The organism is Streptomyces sp. SD15 (genome assembly GCF_054462255.1).
Genome location: NZ_JBTLMO010000011.1, coordinates 1 through 18,730 on the forward strand (window position 1 = coordinate 1; position 18,730 = coordinate 18,730).

An 18,730-nucleotide genomic window follows, 5' to 3' on the forward strand; every position below is an offset into this window, starting at 1 on the left:
ACCGGCACCTGCACCACCTGCCGCCGCCCCCTCACCACACGCAGAACCAGAACCAGAACCTAACGAAGCACTACTAGTGCCTGTCCGGCGGATCATGCCGGAGACGCGGGGTCTGGCACGCCGATCTGCGGCGTTGTCGTCGGTTGCCGACGCTCCGCGTCGTTCTCGAGATGCCGCCGACATGCCGCCGACATGCCGCCGACGTTCCCCGTGGTCCCCCGTCGGTCGCCCCTCGGTCGGGCACGCAGGGGAGGATGAGCTCATCGCGCCGGGCTTTGTCCGGTAGGCGACAATTGTGACATCAGCCGGTCCACGGATGGCCCAGAGTCGGCGCTCGGGTTCCCGTCGCTGGTGGCTTGTCAGGGGCCATGGCCGAACCGGGCATCCGTCACAGGAGGTCGACGTGAGCACCCTGGACGCACTTCAGGACGGCGCAACGGACGTCGTCAAAGATCCGACCATCAATATGAGCCTCGAGGTCATCGTCATCCCGGTGGCTGACGTCGACCGTGCCCTGCGCTTCTACCGGAGCCTGGGGTGGCGGCTCGACGCGGACTACGAAACCGGCCCGGAGTTCCGGATCGTGCAGGTGACGCCACCGGGGTCCGTGGGCTCGGTCATCTTCGGCCGTGGGGTCACCACCGTCGCACCGGGCTCCGCCCAGGGCCTCTACCTCGTGGTCTTCGACGTCGACCGAGCCCGGGCCGACCTGGTCGGCAGGGGCGTTGACGTGAGCGAAGTCTTCCACCGTATCTACGACAACGGCGTCCAGGAGCAGGTGGAGGGCCCCGATCCAGAGCGTCGCAGCTACGCCTCGTACGCCTCGTTCAGTGACCCGGACGGCAATGGGTGGTTGCTGCAAGAGGTCCAGGTGCGACTGCCCGGACGGTGACGAGGCCCGCGCGACCGAGGAGACTTCGCCATGGACATTCCCACGCTGACAGAACTTCTGCGTGAGACCGAGGAGCGCCACGGGTCGTACGAGGCGACGGCCCCGGAGCATCACTGGTGGGACTGGTACGCCGCGTACATGGTCGCCCGTGAGAACGGCCGGACTCCCGACGAGGCGGCCGGCGACGCCGCGCTCCACATGGAACCGCTGCTGCGATGAAGGCCGACTGCGACGTCGTCGTCATCGGCGGCCGCGCCGTATTCGATCCGGCCCGCAAGAGTCACCGTGTGGCAAAGAGAAAGCAAAATCGAAAGCCCAAGAGACGTGACACGGCGGGGTGAACGAGGTCCCCGGAAACGATCAGGGCCAGGTCGGAGGAATCATCCTCCGACCTGGCCCTGAGCCGTACAGAGCGGGCGACGGGAATCGAACCCGCGTAGCTGGTTCGGAAGACCCCGTATACGGATCGTGGCTGACCTGCCAAGTCAGTGACCTGGCCTGGAGCGCGACTGTCGCCGCTGTTCCCCGTGAGTCTCCGGAAGATCCCGCCGGACCGGGCACGTAACCGGCACGCCTGCCGCAAAGCTGATCAGTGCTGGGGCCTGCGGGCGCGGGTGGTTGTTAAGGCGATTATGCACTCATAGAGTGAAGAGGTGGGCGTTTTGGCGACTGAGGCGGTGCGTGCGGCCACAGTGGAGGTCGACTACGCAGCGCTCTTCGCTGCCGCCCCGGGCCCATGCCTGGTGCTTCTTCCGGACCTGGTGATCATCGATGTGAACAGGGCGTACTGCCAGGGAGGCGGGCGCGCCCGCAAGGATCTGGTCGGGCAGCCTTACTTCGACACCCTCCCGGCGAACCCTGCGGACCCCGACGCAGAACAGGTGCGCAACCTGGTGGCGGCCTCGCTGGAGCGGGTGCTCTCCACCCGGAAGCCGGACACGATGGCGCTGCTGAAGTACGACATCTCTGCCGCGAGCCAACCTGGGGTGTTCGAGGAGCGCTGGTGGTCCGTGATCAACACGCCAGTTTTGGGGCCGGACGGGCAGGTGAGGTGGATCCTCCTCCGGGCGGAGGATGTGACCGCCTTCGCTCATCACGGGCGCGACCGCACCAAGACGGGCTGTACGCAGCAGATGGAGGCTGAGCTGTACGAGCGCGCCCGGGAGGTGCAGCGCCTGAACGAAGAGCTGCGTCGGGCCAACGCCCGGGAGCGGCTGGTCGCCATCAAGTTGCAGGAGGCAATGCTCAACTCGCCCGACCTGGCCCGGCACTCGAATGTCGCGGTGCGCTACCTGCCCGCGGTCGACTCCTTGAATGTGTGCGGCGACTGGTACGACGCTGTGGATCTGCCCGAGGGCCGGTTCTCTGTGGCGGTCGGGGACGTGGTCGGTCACGGTCTGGAGGCCGCGACCGTCATGGGCAGGCTGCGCAGCGCGCTGTCCGCCGCCAGCCGGGCCGTAGCCGGGCCCGCCCAGGCTCTGGAGTTGCTGGGCCTCTATGCACGCTCGGTCGAGGGGGCAATGGCGACCTCTGTCGTCTCCGCGCTGATCGACACGCGCTCCCAACTGATCATCTACAGCAGCGCCGGTCATCCCCCTCCGGTCCTGCTGCACCCGGATGGGCGCTGCACGTTGCTGGACCGGGCCACAGACCCGCCGCTGGGTGCCCGCCCGCAACATGTCCCCCGCCCTCAGGTCGGGATCGAGTACTGCCGAGGCTGCACCCTTGTGCTCTACACCGACGGCCTGATCGAGCGCCGCGACGAGGACATCGACGCCGGCATTCGCCGACTGACCGACGCCCTCGTGGAAAGGTGCGTCGGGCTCGACCCGGAGCACGTCGCCGACACCCTCCTGACTCACCTTGATGTCAGGCAAGGCGCCAGTGACGACATCGCCCTGATGGTCGTCCGCCTGTGAGGGCGAGGCTCGCCGCAATGAGTATGGGCATGGCGGGTGGCGCTGCCGGCCAGGTCGGCGGAGCGGCTTTGGGCTGGAGCTGCTTTGGCGCGAGTAATCATGGCCCCGTAGCTTCCGGCGCGTCGGGCGGTCTGTGGACCTGGTCGACACCGCGCCGGGACCACTTCAACAACCTGTGGCGCAAGGCGTGTGACCAGGGTCATGCGCAGCTCCGATTGGCCTGTGCATCCTGGGCGTGGCTCTGTAACACGGCTTGCTGCCCGATGCGACATGAGCGGACTCGTGTGACACCTTTCGGTGAGTGTTTCCGCTGAGCTGCAGGAGCGTGGTGGTGGGCCCGGTAGCGTGCGTGTCACTGCGAGGCCGGTGGGAGCAGCAATCACGATTCCGGTCTCCTTGAGAATCCGCCCCGTGCCCAGGAATGCGACGCGGGGTCCCCGCCCCACCCGGGTCCGAACCGGGTGGAAAGCGTCCGGCGGGGCGGCTACCCCAGTCACCGAAGCACCGCAGCCGAGGAAAACCCAGGATCGCCGAGGAAACCTCGGCTCAGCTGCGACGCTGGTATCAAGGGCCTGTACTTTCATGATCTCCGCCACACGGGGAACACCCTCGCTGCGGCGACCGGTGCAAGCGCACGGGAGCTGATGACCAGGATGGGCCACAGCACGGCCGTGCCGCGCTGATCTACCAGCGCGCCACGGCCGAGCGAGAGCGGCTGATCGGCCAGGCCGTGGGCGCGGTCGTCGAGCAGGCTCGGAAGCAAGATCCGAAGTCGAACGGGCACGTAGACCGAAACGAAGATCAGAAACACATCAGGGCCAGGCAGAGAATCGAACCTCTGACCTGGCCCTGAGCCGTACAGAGCGGGCGACGGGAATCGAACCCGCGTAGCTAGTTTGGAAGACTAGTGCTCTACCATTGAGCTACGCCCGCACAGGTTGCACCGCACGACGCTCATCCGCTGGTCAGCGAGCGCGGCACAGGAGGCATCGTAGCGGGTCGCCCCCCTTCACCGCACACCCCGTCCACCGCGCCGGGGGCGCTCGTGAAATGCGGCAGCCGCACCGTCTGCGGGCATGTACCCTACGTGTCGCACCGACGGGGTGTGGCGCAGCTTGGTAGCGCGTCCGCTTTGGGAGCGGAAGGCCGTGGGTTCAAATCCCGCCACCCCGACCATCAGCGAGAACTGGCAGGTCACGGCCAAGATCTCAAGATCGCCTTTTGGGGCGCGTACTGCCTGCGGCTACTATGCAGGTTGCGCGCCCGTGTGTCTGCACTGTTACGTCTCTCAAGGGCCGCGAATCCGCTGAGGCTCTGCTCGACTCGGCAGAAGAACGCAGCAGAACCCCCGCAGCAGAACCCCCAAGAAGTCAGCCACAAGGAGACCGAACCGTGAAGAGCGCCGTGGAGACCCTGAACCCGACCCGGGTTCGGCTCACTGTCGAGGTGCCCTTCGAGGAGCTCAAGGACAGCCTCGACGCGGCGTACAAGAAGATCAACCAGCAGGTCACGGTGAAGGGCTTCCGGAAGGGCAAGATCCCGGCGCGCGTCATCGACCAGCGGTTCGGTCGCGGTGCCGTGCTCGAAGAGGCCGTCAACGACGCGCTCCCGAAGTTCTACACCGAAGCGGTCAACGAGGCTGAGCTGAACGTCCTCGGCCAGCCCGAGGTCGACATCACCGAGCTGAAGGACGGCGAGACGCTGAACTTCACCGCCGAGGTCGACGTCCGCCCGACCATCGAGATCCCGGACTACTCCGGCATCGAGGTCGAGGTCGACGCGGTCGAGGTCAGCGACGAGGACGTCGAGAAGGCCGTCGAGGAGCTCCGTGAGCGCTTCGCGTCCACCTCGCCGGTCGAGCGCGCCGCCCAGGACGGCGACGTCGTCACGCTCGACCTCGAGGCCAAGGTCGACGGAGAGGTGCTCGAGGACGGCGTCGCCTCCGACGTCTCCTACACCATCGGCTCCGGTGAGCTGCTGGAGGGCATCGACGAGGCCGTGAAGGGCCTGGAGGCCGGTGGCGAGGCCACCTTCACCTCCGAGCTCAAGGGCGGCTCCGCGGCCGGCAAGGAGGCCGAGGTCACCGTCAAGGTCAGCCAGGTCGCCGCCCGCGAACTCCCCGAGCTGGACGACGACTTCGCGCAGCTCGCGTCCGAGTTCGACACCCTGGAGGAGCTCAAGGCGGACAGCCGTGGGCGCCTCGAGAACATGAAGCAGTACGACCAGGCCACGCAGGCCCAGGAGCGCGTCCTGGAGAAGCTGCTCGAGCTGGTCGAGGTGCCCGTCCCCGAGAAGCTGCTCGAGGACGAGATCAACACCCGTAAGCACAACCTCGAGCACCACCAGCTCGGCCAGATGGGCCTCGACCTCGCGAAGTACCTGGAGATCCAGGGCAAGACCGAGGAAGAGTTCGACGCCGAGACCAAGGAAGCCGCGGTCAAGGGCATCAAGACGCAGTTCGTCCTTGACGAGCTCGTCAACAAGGAGAAGCTGAACGTCAGCCAGGAGGAGCTCACCGAGCACCTCATGCGGCGTGCGGCCTCCTCCGGCATGTCCCCCGACCAGTTCGCCCAGGCCGTCGTCGAGGGCGGCCAGGTCCCGATGCTCGTCGGCGAGGTAGCCCGCGGCAAGGCCCTCGCGGTCGTCGTCGAGGCCGCCACGGTCAAGGACACGAACGGCGAGATCGTGGACCTGGAGGACGAGGACGAGACGGAGACGGCGACCGAGGTCGCCGCCGAGGTCACCGACGGTGACGAGGGCTCCGCCGAGGAGAAGACCGAGGCGTAAGCCTGCGGCGCTCCAGCAGCTGTACGACGGCCCCCGGGGACACCTGTGTCCCCGGGGGCCGTCGGCCATCAGGGGCGCGGGGCTGTGACATGTGCGGCTCCGCCGCGTGGGCGCGCTCAGCCCACGACAGGCCGCACCCGCCGAGACGCAGTCCGTGGCAGACACGACCGCGGCTTTGCAGGGGCGGATCGCGCCCATGCGGCGGAGCCGCATAGGTGCACAGCCCCGCGCCCCTGACGGGGCGGAGCCCCGTCAAACCCGCTGCCCAACCCAGCGGAGCGCATGCGCTCACAGCGAACAGTTCCCTCTCCGGGATTCCCCGAAGGGGCCCGCGCGTTAGGGTCCATGAATACGAGGGCAGGGGAGTCCCCGAAGCCGCCCGGAGCGGTGAGCACCGGGGTCCCACGCCCCAGCAGAAGACGTGAGACGGCCCGGCGCCGTCGTAAGACGAGCAGGTGGATACGTGACGAATCTGATGCCCTCCGCCGCCGGCGACCCCATCGGTGGTGGTCTCGGTGACCAGGTCTACAACCGGCTGCTCGGCGAGCGAATCATCTTCCTCGGCCAGGCGGTCGACGACGACATCGCCAACAAGATCACCGCGCAGCTGCTGCTCCTTGCCTCCGACCCGGACAAGGACATCTACCTCTACATCAACAGCCCCGGCGGATCGATCACCGCCGGCATGGCGATCTACGACACCATGCAGTACATCAAAAACGACGTGGTGACGATCGCCATGGGCATGGCCGCCTCGATGGGGCAGTTCCTGCTCAGCGCGGGCACCCCCGGCAAGCGCTTCGCCCTGCCGAACGCCGAGATCCTGATCCACCAGCCCTCGGCCGGCCTCGCCGGTTCCGCGTCGGACATCAAGATCCACGCCGAGCGGCTGCTGCACACCAAGAAGCGGATGGCGGAGCTGACCGCCTTCCACACCGGCCAGACCGTGGAGCAGGTCACCCGCGACTCGGACCGCGACCGCTGGTTCGACCCGATCGAGGCCAAGGAGTACGGCCTCATCGACGACATCATGCCCACCGCTGCCGGTATGCCGGGCGGCGGTGGCACCGGGGCGGCGTAAGCCCCTCCAGCGCCCCCAGGGCGGCGCGGGGCCTCGCATCGCCTTCCACGGGCTCCATGGCCCTCCGAGGGCGGCGCAGGGCCTCTCCAGCGCCCCCAGCCACCGCCTCGGCCCTTTTCAGGCTCTTCAGGAGACACAGTGAACGACTTCCCCGGCAGCGGCCTCTACGCCCGCACGCAGGCCGAGTACACCGGTCCTCGCGCGGAGTCCCGCTACGTCATCCCGCGCTTCGTCGAGCGCACCTCGCAGGGCGTGCGTGAGTACGACCCGTACGCGAAGCTCTTCGAGGAGCGCGTGATCTTCCTCGGCGTGCAGATCGACGACGCCTCCGCCAACGACGTCATGGCGCAGCTGCTGTGCCTGGAGTCGATGGACCCCGACCGCGACATCTCGGTCTACATCAACAGCCCCGGTGGCTCGTTTACGGCCCTCACGGCCATCTACGACACGATGCAGTTCGTGAAGCCGGACATCCAGACGGTCTGCATGGGCCAGGCCGCCTCGGCCGCCGCGATCCTGCTGGCCGCCGGTACGCCGGGCAAGCGCATGGCGCTTCCGAACGCCCGCGTGCTGATCCACCAGCCCTACAGCGAGACGGGCCGCGGCCAGGTCTCGGACCTCGAAATCGCGGCGAACGAAATCCTCCGGATGCGTGCGCAGCTGGAAGAGATGCTGGCCAAGCACTCGACCACGCCGATCGAGAAGATCCGCGAGGACATCGAGCGCGACAAGATCCTCACCGCTGAGGACGCGCTGGCGTACGGCCTGATCGACCAGATCATCTCCACCCGGAAGATGAACAACTCCGCTGTGGTCTGACGTATCGCTGTATCGTCTACCGCTCGTCTGCCGTTCCTTGGCGTGGTTCACGACAAAGTGAACCGCGCCAAGGGGGGCCCGAACGGGGGGCTCGGCAAGGTACCGTCGGACATAAGGCAGCACCAGGAGCCGCTGGACCTAGGCGTCTCCCAGGCGAAGGGGAAGCACACCGTGGCACGCATCGGTGACGGCGGCGATCTGCTCAAGTGCTCGTTCTGCGGCAAGAGCCAGAAGCAGGTCAAGAAGCTCATCGCAGGGCCCGGTGTGTACATCTGCGACGAGTGCATCGATCTCTGCAACGAGATCATCGAGGAAGAGCTCGCGGAGACCAGCGAGGTGCGCTGGGAGGAACTCCCCAAGCCTCGCGAGATCTACGAGTTCCTCGAGGGGTACGTCGTCGGCCAGGAGTCGGCCAAGAAAGCCCTCTCGGTCGCGGTGTACAACCACTACAAGCGGGTCCAGGCCGGTGAGAACGGCGGCGGTCAAAACCGCGAGGACGCCATCGAGTTGGCGAAGTCCAACATCCTCCTGCTGGGCCCCACGGGCTCCGGCAAGACGCTCCTCGCCCAGACCCTCGCCCGCATGCTGAACGTTCCGTTCGCCATCGCCGACGCGACGGCGCTGACGGAAGCGGGATACGTCGGCGAGGACGTCGAGAACATCCTCCTCAAGCTCATCCAAGCCGCGGACTACGACGTCAAGAAGGCCGAGACCGGGATCATCTACATCGACGAGATCGACAAGGTGGCTCGCAAGAGCGAGAACCCGTCGATCACGCGTGATGTGTCCGGCGAGGGCGTCCAGCAGGCCCTGCTGAAGATCCTCGAAGGGACCACGGCCTCGGTCCCGCCGCAGGGCGGGCGCAAGCACCCGCACCAGGAGTTCATCCAGATCGACACGACGAACGTCCTGTTCATCGTGGGCGGCGCCTTCGCGGGCCTGGAGAAGCTCATCGAGTCGCGGGCGGGCGCCAAGGGCATCGGATTCGGTGCCACGATCCGCTCGAAGCGGGAACTCGAGTCGAAGGACCAGTTCGAGGCCGTCATGCCCGAGGACCTGGTGAAGTTCGGCATGATCCCCGAGTTCATCGGCCGACTGCCCGTCATCACCTCGGTCCACAACCTCGACCGGCCGGCGCTCCTCCAGATCCTGGTGGAGCCGCGCAACGCGCTCGTGAAGCAGTATCAGCGCCTGTTCGAACTCGACGGCGTGGAGCTGGACTTCGAGCGCGAGGCCCTCGAGGCCATCGCCGACCAGGCCATCCTCCGCCAGACCGGCGCGCGCGGGCTGCGCGCCATCATGGAAGAGGTCCTCCAGGCGGTGATGTACGAGGTCCCGTCCCGCAAGGACGTGGCCCGCGTCGTCATCACCGCCGACGTGGTCCTGTCGAACGTCAACCCGACGCTGATCCCGCGCGATGCGCGAGGCCGCGGCCCGGGCGAGCAGAAGACGGCGTAGCCGCCGGTACGCGCACGACTTACGCCGAAGGGGCCCCGGTCGACAGACCAGGGCCCCTTCGGCGTTGACGTGTCCGGTCAGGCCTTGACGCGGACGTCGTTGCGGAGCTTGGCGGCGAGCTCGGCGGTGTCGTCCACCGAACCACCCTTGCCGGTGGCGAAGGTGGCGATGTCGATCGCCAGGACCTGGGCCACGGTGCTGTGGTCACCCCAGACGCACACCGGCATGCTCACGGTCTGGGGGGTCGTGCTGCTCGTGCTGGTCGGGTCGGTGTTCGTGATCTCGGCGACCTGGCACTTCATGATGCCGTTCTCGAAGCCGGTGGGCGTGACCTCCTCCGGGCTGCCGATGAGCTTGCCCGTGGTGTCCTCGGAACCGTCTTCCTTCGCGGCCTCCGACTTCAGCTTGGCGAACATGGCGTCCACGACGGCCTCGGGGTCGTCGATCGTGCCGTACACGCCATTGAAGGTGAGGTTCTTCGCGGTGAGACCGGAACCGCTCTCATAGCTGCCGCTGACGTCCTTCGGGTCCTTGACGCCCCACTTCTCGACGTCCTTGATGTCGTCGTCCGACAGGTCGTCGGCGTCCGCGCCGGCGGACTTCTTGTACGTCCCGTCGAGCACCGCCGCCGGGGTGGTCAGCTTGTGCGCGCCGTCGTCCGCGATCGAACCGCTCCCGCCACCGTCACCGATGACGAAGTACGCCCCCACGGCGATCGCCGCCACGACCGCCACCGCGCCGATGACGAGGGCGGTCTTCTTCTTGCCGCCGCCCGGCGCGGGCGGCTGCGGGACGCCGTAGGGCTGCTGGCCGTACGGGGGCTGACCGTAGGGGGGTTGCTGGCCGTACGCCGGCTGCTGGCCGTACGCCGGCGTCTGGGGCGGGGCGCCCTGGGGAGCCTGCTGGGGGTAGCCGTAGCCGGGCTGCGGGGGAGCCTGCTGCGGGTAGCCATAACCGGGCTGGCCGGGCTGTCCGCCGGGCTGGCCCGGCTGAGGGGCCTGCGGCGGCTGGCCGTAGGGGCCCGGCTGACCGCCCGGCTGACCGTAGGGTCCGGGCTGCTGGGGCGGCCCGCCGTACGGGCCCGGCTGGTTGTAGCTCATTTCTGGGTTCCCCTCCAGATGCTTATGTGTTCCTGACATCCTGGCGCAACCCCTGGGGTGCCACGGCAGCAGGGGGCGGACCGTTACGAAAGAACTGTGTTTCGGGACAGGGCGGTGACGCCCCTAAACTGACCCCGTGACCGAGAACGCTCAGCAGCAGCCATCAGCGCCCATCACCGAACTGCCGACCCAGTACGCGCCGGCCGATGTAGAGGGGACGCTGTACGAGCGCTGGGTAGAGCGCGGTTACTTCGAAGCGGACGCGAAGAGCGACAAGCCGCCCTACACCGTCGTCATCCCGCCGCCCAACGTCACCGGCAGCCTGCACCTCGGGCACGCCTTCGAGCACACCCTCATCGACGCCCTGACGCGCCGTAAGCGCATGCAGGGGTACGAGACGCTGTGGCAGCCCGGCATGGACCACGCCGGCATCGCCACGCAGAACGTCGTCGAACGGGAGCTGGGCAAGGAGGGCAAGTCCCGGCACGACCTGGGGCGCGAGGCGTTCGTCGAGCGCGTCTGGCAGTGGAAGGGCGAGTCCGGCGGGCAGATCTCCGGGCAGATGCGCCGCCTCGGCGACGGCGTCGCCTGGTCCCGTGAGCGCTTCACCATGGACGAGGGGCTCTCGCAGGCCGTCCAGACCATCTTCAAGAAGCTCTACGACGACGAGCTGATCTACCGTGCCGAGCGCATCATCAACTGGTGCCCGCGCTGCCTCACCGCCATCTCGGACATCGAGGTCGAGTACCAGGACGACGACGGCGAGCTCGTCTCGATGAAGTACGGGGAGGGGGACGACTCCATCGTCGTCGCCACCACCCGCGCCGAGACCATGCTCGGTGACACCGCCGTCGCTGTTCACCCCGACGACGAGCGGTACCAGCACCTCGTCGGCAAGACCATCCGTCTCCCGCTCACCAACCGGTTCATCCCCGTCGTCGCCGACACGCATGTCGACCCCGAGTTCGGCACGGGTGCCGTCAAGGTCACCCCGGCCCACGACCCGAACGACTTCGAGATCGGCCAGCGGCACAACCTGCCCAACGTCGCCGTCATGGACGAGCACGCCGTCATCACGGTCCCCGGCCCCTTCCAGGGCCTGGACCGCCTGGAGGCCCGTTCCGCCATCGTCGCCGCGCTGCGCGCCGAGGGCCGGATCGTCGCCGAGAAGCGGCCCTACGTCCACTCGGTCGGCCACTGCTCGCGCTGCAAGACCACCATCGAGCCGCGACTGTCCATGCAGTGGTGGGTCAAGGTCGGCCCGCTCGCCAAGGCCGCCGGTGACGCGGTGCGCGACGGGCGCGTCAAGATTCACCCGCAGGAGATGGAGAAGCGGTACTTCGACTGGGTCGACAACCTCCACGACTGGTGCATCTCGCGGCAGTTGTGGTGGGGCCACCGGATTCCCGTCTGGTACGGGCCGAACGGTGAGATCGTGTGCGTCGGGCCGGACGACGAGGCCCCGACCGGCGAGGGCTGGCGGCAGGACACCGACGTCCTCGACACCTGGTTCTCCTCCGGCCTGTGGCCGTTCTCCACGCTCGGCTGGCCCGAACAGACCGACAGCCTCGCGAAGTTCTACCCGAACTCCGTCCTGGTCACCGGCTACGACATCCTGTTCTTCTGGGTCGCCCGGATGATGATGTTCGGCCTGTACGCGATGGACGGCACCCCGCCGTTCCACACCATCGCCCTGCACGGAATGGTCCGCGACCAGTTCGGCAAGAAGATGTCGAAGTCCTTCGGAAACGCGGTCAACCCGCTGGACTGGATGGACAAGTACGGGTCCGATGCCCTGAGGTTCACTCTGGCCCGCGGCGCCAACCCCGGCGTCGACGTCCCGATCGGCGAGGACTGGGTCCAGGGCTCCCGCAACTTCGCCAACAAGATCTGGAACGCCACGCGTTTCGCGCTGATGAACGGCGCGACCGTCGAGGGCCCGCTGCCGGAGCCGTCCGAGATGTCGGCCACCGACCGCTGGATCCTCTCCCGCCTCAACGCCACGGTCGCCGAAGTCGACGCCCTCTACGACGACTACCAGTTCGCCAAGCTGTCGGACGCCCTCTTCCACTTCGCGTGGGACGAGGTCTTCGACTGGTACGTCGAGCTGTCCAAGACGACGTTCATGGGCGGCGGCGAGGCCGCGAAGGTCTCCGGTCGGGTCCTCGGCGAGGTTCTCGACGTCACGCTGCGGCTCCTCCACCCCGTTGTCCCGTTCGTGACCGAGACGCTGTGGACCACGCTCACGGGCGGCGAGTCGGTCGTCATCGCGGACTGGCCGACGGACTCGGGCTTCCGTGACCTGGCCGCCGAGAAGGAGATCGAGACTCTCCAGTCGGTCATCACCGAGGTCCGCCGCTTCCGTGCCGACCAGGGTCTGCAGCCCGGGCAGCGGGTTCCGGCCCGGCTGACGCTCGACGGGACCGCCCTGGCCCCGCACGAGGCGGCCATCCGGCAGCTGCTGCGGCTGCAGCCGGAGGGTGACGGCTTCGCGGCCACGGCGACCCTGCCGGTCGGCGGGGCCAGCGTCGCGCTGGACCTCTCCGGCACGATCGACGTCGCGGCCGAGCGCAAGCGGCTCGCCAAGGACCTCGCCGCCGCCGAGAAGGAGAAGGCCCAGGCGAACGCCAAGCTCGGTAACGAGGCGTTCCTCGCCAAGGCGCCGGACAACGTCGTGGAGAAGATCCGTACGCGGCTCACCAAGGCGGACGAGGACATCGCCCGCATCCAGGAACAGCTGAACCGTCTGCCGGAGGCGTAGCCGGCGGCGGGGGTTCTCGCCCCCGCCGCCCCTACCCGTCCCATCCCTGGGGGCTCCGCCCCCAGACCCCCGCAGGTCAGCCTGTCCGGCGTTTGAGGACGAGCCCTTCGGGCGATGGCGGGGGTCCAGGGGGCGCAGCGCCCCCTGGCGGGGGTTTGGGGGCAGAGCCCCCAAGGACGGGACGGGTAGGGGCGGCGGGGGCGAAAACACCGTCTTCCTCCCGGCTCCGTAGACTGGCCCCGTGAGTGACCTCCCCCCGCACGACAGCAGCGCGCCGGACGAGCCGGAACCCAGCGACCCGCTCGGTCTCTTCGACGAGATCGTCGAGGCCGAGACCGACCTTCCCCAAGCTCTCGACTCCGCTCGACCAGGGGAGACCCCAACCCCCGACCTCGCGGTGATCGAGGCCGGCAGCAGGACCCTGCGCACCCAGGGCACCGGCGGCCCCCAGGCCGACGTCCCCGCGCGCCCGGCCGACCCCGAGGTCGACAAGGCGCTGCGCGAGGTGGAGACGGAGCTGGCGACCCGATGGGGCGAGACCAAGCTGGAGCCGTCCGTCACCCGCATCGCCGCCCTGATGGACGTACTGGGCGAGCCGCAGCGCGCGTACCCCTCGATCCACATCACGGGCACGAACGGCAAGACCTCCACCGCCCGCATGATCGAGGCCCTGCTCGGCGCCTTCGACCTGCGCACCGGGCGGTACACGAGCCCCCACGTCCAGTCGATCACCGAGCGGATCAGCCTGGACGGCGCCCCGATCTCCGCCGAGCGGTTCATCGAGACGTACAACGACATCAAGCCGTACGTCGAGATGATCGACGCCCAGCAGGAGTACCGGCTCTCCTTCTTCGAGGTGCTCACGGGGATGGCGTACGCGGCCTTCGCGGACGCACCCGTCGACGTGGCCGTCGTCGAGGTCGGGATGGGCGGCAGCTGGGACGCCACCAATGTGATCGACGGGGACGTCGCCGTCGTCACCCCCATCGACCTCGACCACACCGACCGGCTCGGCGAGACGCACGGTGAGATCGCCACCGAGAAGGCCGGCATCGTCAAGCAGGACGCGACGGTGATCCTGGCGCAGCAGCCGGTGGACGCGGCCCAGGTGCTGCTGAAGAAGGCCGTGGAAGTGAACGCCACGGTCGCCCGCGAGGGGCTGGAGTTCGGGGTCGTGGCCCGGCAGGTCGCCGTCGGCGGGCAACTGCTCACGCTGCGCGGGCTCGGCGGGGAGTACGAGGAGGTCTTCCTGCCGCTGCACGGCGCGTACCAGGCGCACAACGCCGCCGTCGCGCTGGCCGCGGTCGAGGCGTTCTTCGGCGTCGGTTCCGCACACACCCAGCGACTGGACATCGACACCGTCCGCAAGGCCTTCGCCTCGGCGACCTCGCCGGGCCGCCTGGAGGTCGTACGCCGCTCGCCGACCGTCGTGCTGGACGCCGCGCACAACCCGGCGGGCGCCCGCGCGACCGCCGACGCCGTCAGCGAGGTCTTCGACTTCAGCAGGCTGATCGGGGTCGTGGGTGCCAGCGGCGACAAGAACGTACGAGGGCTGCTGGAAGCCTTCGAGCCGATCTTCACCGAGGTCGTGATCACCCAGAACTCCAGCCATCGCGCGATGGACGCGGACGAGCTGGCCGGGATCGCCGTCGAGATCTTCGGCGAGGACCGGGTGCAGGTCGAGCCCCGGCTCGACGACGCGATCGAGGCCGCGATCACGCTGGCCGAGGAAGAGGACGAGTACGCCGGCGGCGGCGTACTCGTCACCGGTTCCGTCATCACCGTCGGCGAGGCCCGACTGCTCCTGGGGAGGGGCTGACCGCTGTGCGTACGCTCTGTGCTTCCACTCTGATCGGCGAGTTCTTCGTCATCGGCTTCGCCGGGCTCGTCGCCATGAAGGACCCCGATCTGTCCACGGCCACGGTCTGGACCGTCAGCGGGATCTTCATGGCGCTGAGCGTCCTGCTCTGCGGCGTGATCACCCGGCCCGGGGGCGTCCAGCTCGGCTGGGCCCTGCAGATCGCGCTGATCGCCAGCGGGTTCTTCGTGACGTCCATGTTCGTCCTGGGCGCGATCTTCGCCGCCCTGTGGTGGGCGTCGGTGAAGTACGGCCGGCAGATCGACGAGGCGAAGGCCCGCTTCGCGGCGCAGGCGGAGTCGTCCAGCCCGTCCGGCGTTTGAGGAAGCGCCCGTTCGGGACGAGCGGAGGTCTGGGGGTGGAGCCCCCGGCAGAGGGCCACCGGGCCAAGTTGACGCTGCGTGACAGGGCCCCGGACAGGCCCTGTAGCCTCAGTCACCCGCACACTTGTGACCCGAAGGAGCCACCATCGTGAGCCAGCGCACCCTCGTCCTGCTCAAGCCCGACGCCGTCCGTCGCGGCCTGACCGGCGAGATCATCAGCCGCATCGAGCGCAAGGCCGGCTGGCAGATCACCGCGCTGGAGCTGCGCACGCTGGACCAGGACACGCTGGAGCAGCACTACGGCGAGCACAAGGGCAAGCCGTTCTACGAGCCGCTCGTCGAGTTCATGGCGTCCGGCCCGGTCGTGGCCCTCGTGGTGGAGGGTGAGCGGGTGATCGAGGGCGTGCGCGCGCTCGCCGGTCCCACCGACCCGATCGCCGCCGCCCCCGGCTCCATCCGCGGCGACTTCGGAGTCATCGTCCGCGAGAACCTGATCCACGCCTCGGACTCGGAGGAGTCCGCCGAGCGCGAGCTGAAGATCTTCTTCCCCGGCCGCGTCTGAGCGACACCTCTAGGGCCACGGCCCAAGCGACGAGCATCAATTTTTTGAGAATTTTCTGCGCTTGTTTCTGAGGGACCGTCACGTCACTTGGATGCCTGACCTGGGACGGCCGTGAGATTCCGGCCGTCCCGCGGCATATGCGTGCCGATCGGGGGAACGGGTGCCTCCGATGGCCCGTCTCCAGAAGCGAGGCGGCGCCGCGCATGCTGACAATGGCGAAGACCCTCGCGCGGTGTTCGGGAAGGCGCGTCTACGATGGAAGCCTTCACGCCACCGCACCCACCTCGCCTACCTGACAAGCCATCAAAGCTCGACTTGGGAAGGCCAGACGAATCCTGATGGGGAACTCAATGTCGTTCATCGGCCGTGACATGGCTGTCGACCTCGGGACCGCCAACACGCTGGTGTACGTCAGGGGTCGCGGGATCGTACTCAACGAGCCGTCCGTCGTCGCGATCAACACCAACACCGGTGGCATCCTCGCGGTCGGTTCGGAAGCGAAGAAGATGATCGGGCGGACTCCCGGCAACATCGTTGCCGTGCGTCCGCTGCGGGATGGCGTCATCGCCGACTTCGAGATCACCGAGCGCATGCTCCGCTACTTCATTCTGAAGATCCACAAGCGGCGCTATCTCGCCCGTCCGCGTGTCGTCGTCTGTGTGCCCTCCGGCATCACGGGCGTCGAGCGTCGCGCCGTCATCGAGGCGTCGTCCCAGGCCGGCGCCCGCCAGGTGCACATCATCGAGGAGCCCATGGCCGCGGCCATCGGCTCCGGCCTGCCGGTCCACGAGGCCACGGGCAACATGGTGGTGGACATCGGCGGCGGCACCACGGAGGTCGCGGTCATCTCGCTCGGCGGCATCGTCACCGCCCAGTCCATCCGCGTCGCGGGCGATGAGCTGGACAACGCGATCATCCAGCACATCAAGAAGGAGTACAGCCTTCTTCTCGGTGAGCGGACGGCCGAACAGATCAAGATCACGATCGGTTCGGCGTACGACCTCGACAATGACGAACACACCGAAATCCGCGGCCGGGACCTCGTCTCCGGGCTGCCCAAGACCGTCGTCATCTCCGCGGCCGAAGTCCGCAAGGCCATCGAAGAGCCGGTCAACGCGATCATTGATGCGGTGAAGACGACGCTCGACAAGTGCCCGCCGGAGCTGTCCGGTGACGTGATGGACCGCGGAATCGTTCTGACCGGCGGCGGAGCCCTGCTGCGCGGCCTCGACGAACGGCTGCGCCGCGAGACCGGCATGCCGATCCATATCGCCGAGGACCCGCTGGACAGCGTGGCGCTCGGATCCGGAAAGTGCGTCGAGGAGTTCGAGGCACTCCAGCAGGTGCTGGACGCCCAGCCGCGCAGATGAGGTAACTCTTCGATTCCGCCGTACGAGATGATCCCTTCTCGTACGGCGGATCGTTGATATTCAGGCATAAGCTCCCCCATAACACCCGCCAACCCGCGGGCTTTCGACGAGGAAGGCACGGCCGCCGCACGTGAGGGACACACGAGAGAGCCGGCTGCTCCTGGTGCTGCTGATCGCCATCGCGTTCGCTCTGATCACGGTGGACATCCGCGGTGGCGAGGACTCGCCGGTCGACGGTGCCCGCCAGGCCGCCGCGACCGTCTTCGGCCCGATCGAGAACGGGGTGGCGTCCGCGGTCGACCCCGTCGGCAACGCGATCGCGGCGGTCCGCGACTCGGGCGACCGGCACGACCGCATCGCCCAACTCGAGCACGACAACGCGGCGCTGAAGGCGAAGCTCGGCAGCGACGACCGCAACCGCAGCCGTCTCAAGCAGCTCGACAGCATGCTCAAGACGGCCGGCGCCGGGCAGTACGGCATCAAGGGCGCCGAGGTCATCGCCATAGGAGCGGCCCAGGGCTTCTCCTGGACCGTGACGATCGACGTCGGCGCCAACGACGGCGTCACGCGCGACATGACCGTCCTGAACGGGGAAGGCCTGGTCGGACGGATCACCACCGTCGGCCCGAACACCGCCACCGTGCTGCTCGCCAACGACCCCGACTTCACCGTCGGTACGCGCATGGAGTCCACCGACGAACTCGGCTTCGCCTCCGGGCAGGGCGACCGCCCGCTGCGGGTGGAGATGCTCAACGGCAAGGCCAAAATCAACAAGGGGGACCGGCTGGTCACCTTCGGCTCGCAGGCCGACAAGCCGTTCGTGCCCGGCGTCCCGGTCGGCGTGGTCTCCCGTGTCGACCCCTCCGGCGGCGACCTGACCCGCACGATCTACGTCACGCCGTACGTCTCGTTCTCCAAGCTCGACATCGTCGGCGTCGTCGTCGAGGCCCCGCGCACGGACCCGCGCGACGAGGTGCTGCCGCCCAAGCCCAAACCGACGCCCACGCCGACCGTGACCGTGACGGTCACTCCGTCCTCGGAGAGCCTGTCCGAAGACGACGAACAGCAAGAGCGGTAGGAGCCGAATCCCATGCGTTTCAACCGGATGCTGCTCTCCACCACCCTGGTGGTCGTCGCCCTGGTGATCCAGGTGAGCGTCCTCGCCCGACTGCACCTCCCGGGCGCCGTCCCGGACCTGATGCTGCTGACCGTACTGGCCCTCGCCATGGTCTACGGCCATGTCGGCGGCGCCTTCATCGGCTTCGGCGCGGGCCTGCTCGCCGACCTCGCCCCACCCGCCGACCACGCCGCCGGGCGCTACGCCCTCGTGCTGTGCGTCATCGGCTACCTCGCCGGCCTGGTGAAGCCGGAGAACGGCCGGCTCAAGTCCGCGACCGGCCCGATGGCCGTGGTCGTTGCCGCCGCGATCGGCTCCACCCTGCTGTACGCCCTCGTCGGCGCCCTCGTCGGCGACACCGCCGCCCGCCATGTGGGCCTCGGCAGCCTGCTGTTCACCGCCGCCCTGTACGACCTGCTGCTGGCGCCCTTCGTGGTCCCGGGGCTGATGGCGCTGGCCCGACGCTCCGAGAACAACCCGCTCGCCGAGTCCAGTACGTCCGCCAAGTCGGCCGATGTCTCCTCCGGTTGGCTCTCCTCCGGCACCGGTCTGCGCATCGGCGGTCAGCGCGGTGGGCTCCGGGTGAAGGCGGCCAAGGCGCGGGTCGCCCGCGCGGGACGCATCAAGGGGGTCAAGCGGCTGTGAGAACACACCAGTTGGCGACCCTCGTACACAGGTTCGCC

At 68.2% G+C, this 18,730-nt stretch carries 15 protein-coding genes, 2 tRNA genes and 1 pseudogene; 16 read left to right on the forward strand and 2 right to left on the reverse strand.

Annotated features, from left to right (window positions below; genetic code table 11):
• Positions 1-403: 403 nt before the first annotated feature.
• The 4 genes and pseudogenes from ACX28W_RS13115 to ACX28W_RS13130 form a co-directional block, all read left to right on the forward strand.
• The gene (locus ACX28W_RS13115; RefSeq protein ID WP_458999093.1) at positions 404-892 is read left to right on the forward strand and encodes a VOC family protein; all 489 of its coding nucleotides are present in this window, start codon (positions 404-406) and stop codon (positions 890-892) included.
• 30 nt (positions 893-922) lie between these two features.
• A complete protein-coding gene (locus ACX28W_RS13120) occupies positions 923-1,111 on the forward strand; it encodes a bleomycin resistance protein (RefSeq protein WP_458999094.1) in 189 nt (62 codons plus the stop codon).
• A 443-nt stretch (positions 1,112-1,554) separates the two neighbouring features.
• Entirely contained in the window at positions 1,555-2,811 is a 1,257-nt protein-coding gene (locus ACX28W_RS13125; protein WP_458999095.1) for a PP2C family protein-serine/threonine phosphatase, read from the forward strand.
• A 572-nt stretch (positions 2,812-3,383) separates the two neighbouring features.
• A pseudogene (locus tag ACX28W_RS13130) lies at positions 3,384-3,664 on the forward strand (hypothetical protein); the annotation flags it as partial.
• Between the two features lie 9 nt (positions 3,665-3,673).
• Here ACX28W_RS13130 and ACX28W_RS13135 read toward each other — a convergent pair.
• A tRNA-Gly gene (locus ACX28W_RS13135) sits at positions 3,674-3,744 on the reverse strand.
• Positions 3,745-3,910: 166 nt separating this feature from the next.
• Between ACX28W_RS13135 and ACX28W_RS13140 the strand changes: the two genes are divergently transcribed.
• From ACX28W_RS13140 to clpX, 5 genes are all read left to right on the forward strand, one after another.
• Positions 3,911-3,987: transfer RNA gene (locus tag ACX28W_RS13140), tRNA-Pro, on the forward strand.
• Positions 3,988-4,203: 216 nt separating this feature from the next.
• The gene (gene tig, locus ACX28W_RS13145; RefSeq protein WP_458999096.1) at positions 4,204-5,598 is read left to right on the forward strand and encodes a trigger factor; all 1,395 of its coding nucleotides are present in this window, start codon (positions 4,204-4,206) and stop codon (positions 5,596-5,598) included.
• Between the two features lie 475 nt (positions 5,599-6,073).
• A complete protein-coding gene (locus tag ACX28W_RS13150; RefSeq protein ID WP_362087717.1) occupies positions 6,074-6,679 on the forward strand; it encodes an ATP-dependent Clp protease proteolytic subunit in 606 nt (201 codons plus the stop codon).
• Positions 6,680-6,817: 138 nt separating this feature from the next.
• Positions 6,818-7,498, forward strand: coding sequence for an ATP-dependent Clp protease proteolytic subunit (locus tag ACX28W_RS13155; RefSeq protein WP_362087703.1), 681 nt, complete (start codon positions 6,818-6,820; stop codon positions 7,496-7,498).
• 171 nt (positions 7,499-7,669) lie between these two features.
• The gene (clpX, locus tag ACX28W_RS13160) at positions 7,670-8,956 is read left to right on the forward strand and encodes an ATP-dependent Clp protease ATP-binding subunit ClpX (protein ID WP_362087707.1); all 1,287 of its coding nucleotides are present in this window, start codon (positions 7,670-7,672) and stop codon (positions 8,954-8,956) included.
• A 77-nt stretch (positions 8,957-9,033) separates the two neighbouring features.
• Here clpX and ACX28W_RS13165 read toward each other — a convergent pair whose 3' ends face one another.
• Positions 9,034-10,056: a hypothetical protein gene (locus ACX28W_RS13165; RefSeq protein WP_458999097.1), complete on the reverse strand. Its 1,023-nt coding sequence runs from the start codon at positions 10,054-10,056 to the stop codon at positions 9,034-9,036.
• A 136-nt stretch (positions 10,057-10,192) separates the two neighbouring features.
• On the opposite strand from ACX28W_RS13165, the gene ACX28W_RS13170 reads away from it, so the two are divergent.
• The 7 genes from ACX28W_RS13170 (at position 10,193) to mreD (ending at position 18,692) form a co-directional block, all read left to right on the forward strand.
• Entirely contained in the window at positions 10,193-12,817 is a 2,625-nt protein-coding gene (locus tag ACX28W_RS13170) for a valine--tRNA ligase (RefSeq protein ID WP_458999098.1), read from the forward strand.
• 241 nt (positions 12,818-13,058) lie between these two features.
• Complete coding sequence (folC, locus tag ACX28W_RS13175; RefSeq protein ID WP_458999099.1) at positions 13,059-14,636, forward strand: bifunctional tetrahydrofolate synthase/dihydrofolate synthase; 1,578 nt, start codon at positions 13,059-13,061, stop codon at positions 14,634-14,636.
• 5 nt (positions 14,637-14,641) lie between these two features.
• Positions 14,642-14,998 (forward strand): DUF4233 domain-containing protein, encoded by a 357-nt coding sequence (locus ACX28W_RS13180; RefSeq protein WP_458999100.1) that lies wholly within the window; start codon positions 14,642-14,644, stop codon positions 14,996-14,998.
• A gap of 148 nt (positions 14,999-15,146) precedes the next feature.
• A complete protein-coding gene (gene ndk / locus ACX28W_RS13185) occupies positions 15,147-15,560 on the forward strand; it encodes a nucleoside-diphosphate kinase (protein WP_060901952.1) in 414 nt (137 codons plus the stop codon).
• A gap of 350 nt (positions 15,561-15,910) precedes the next feature.
• On the forward strand, positions 15,911-16,930 hold the full coding sequence (locus tag ACX28W_RS13190; protein WP_362076270.1) for a rod shape-determining protein: 1,020 nt from the start codon (positions 15,911-15,913) through the stop codon (positions 16,928-16,930).
• A gap of 130 nt (positions 16,931-17,060) precedes the next feature.
• The gene (mreC, locus tag ACX28W_RS13195) at positions 17,061-18,008 is read left to right on the forward strand and encodes a rod shape-determining protein MreC (RefSeq protein ID WP_458999101.1); all 948 of its coding nucleotides are present in this window, start codon (positions 17,061-17,063) and stop codon (positions 18,006-18,008) included.
• Between the two features lie 12 nt (positions 18,009-18,020).
• Positions 18,021-18,692 (forward strand): rod shape-determining protein MreD, encoded by a 672-nt coding sequence (mreD, locus tag ACX28W_RS13200; protein WP_458999102.1) that lies wholly within the window; start codon positions 18,021-18,023, stop codon positions 18,690-18,692.
• Positions 18,693-18,730: the final 38 nt, after the last annotated feature.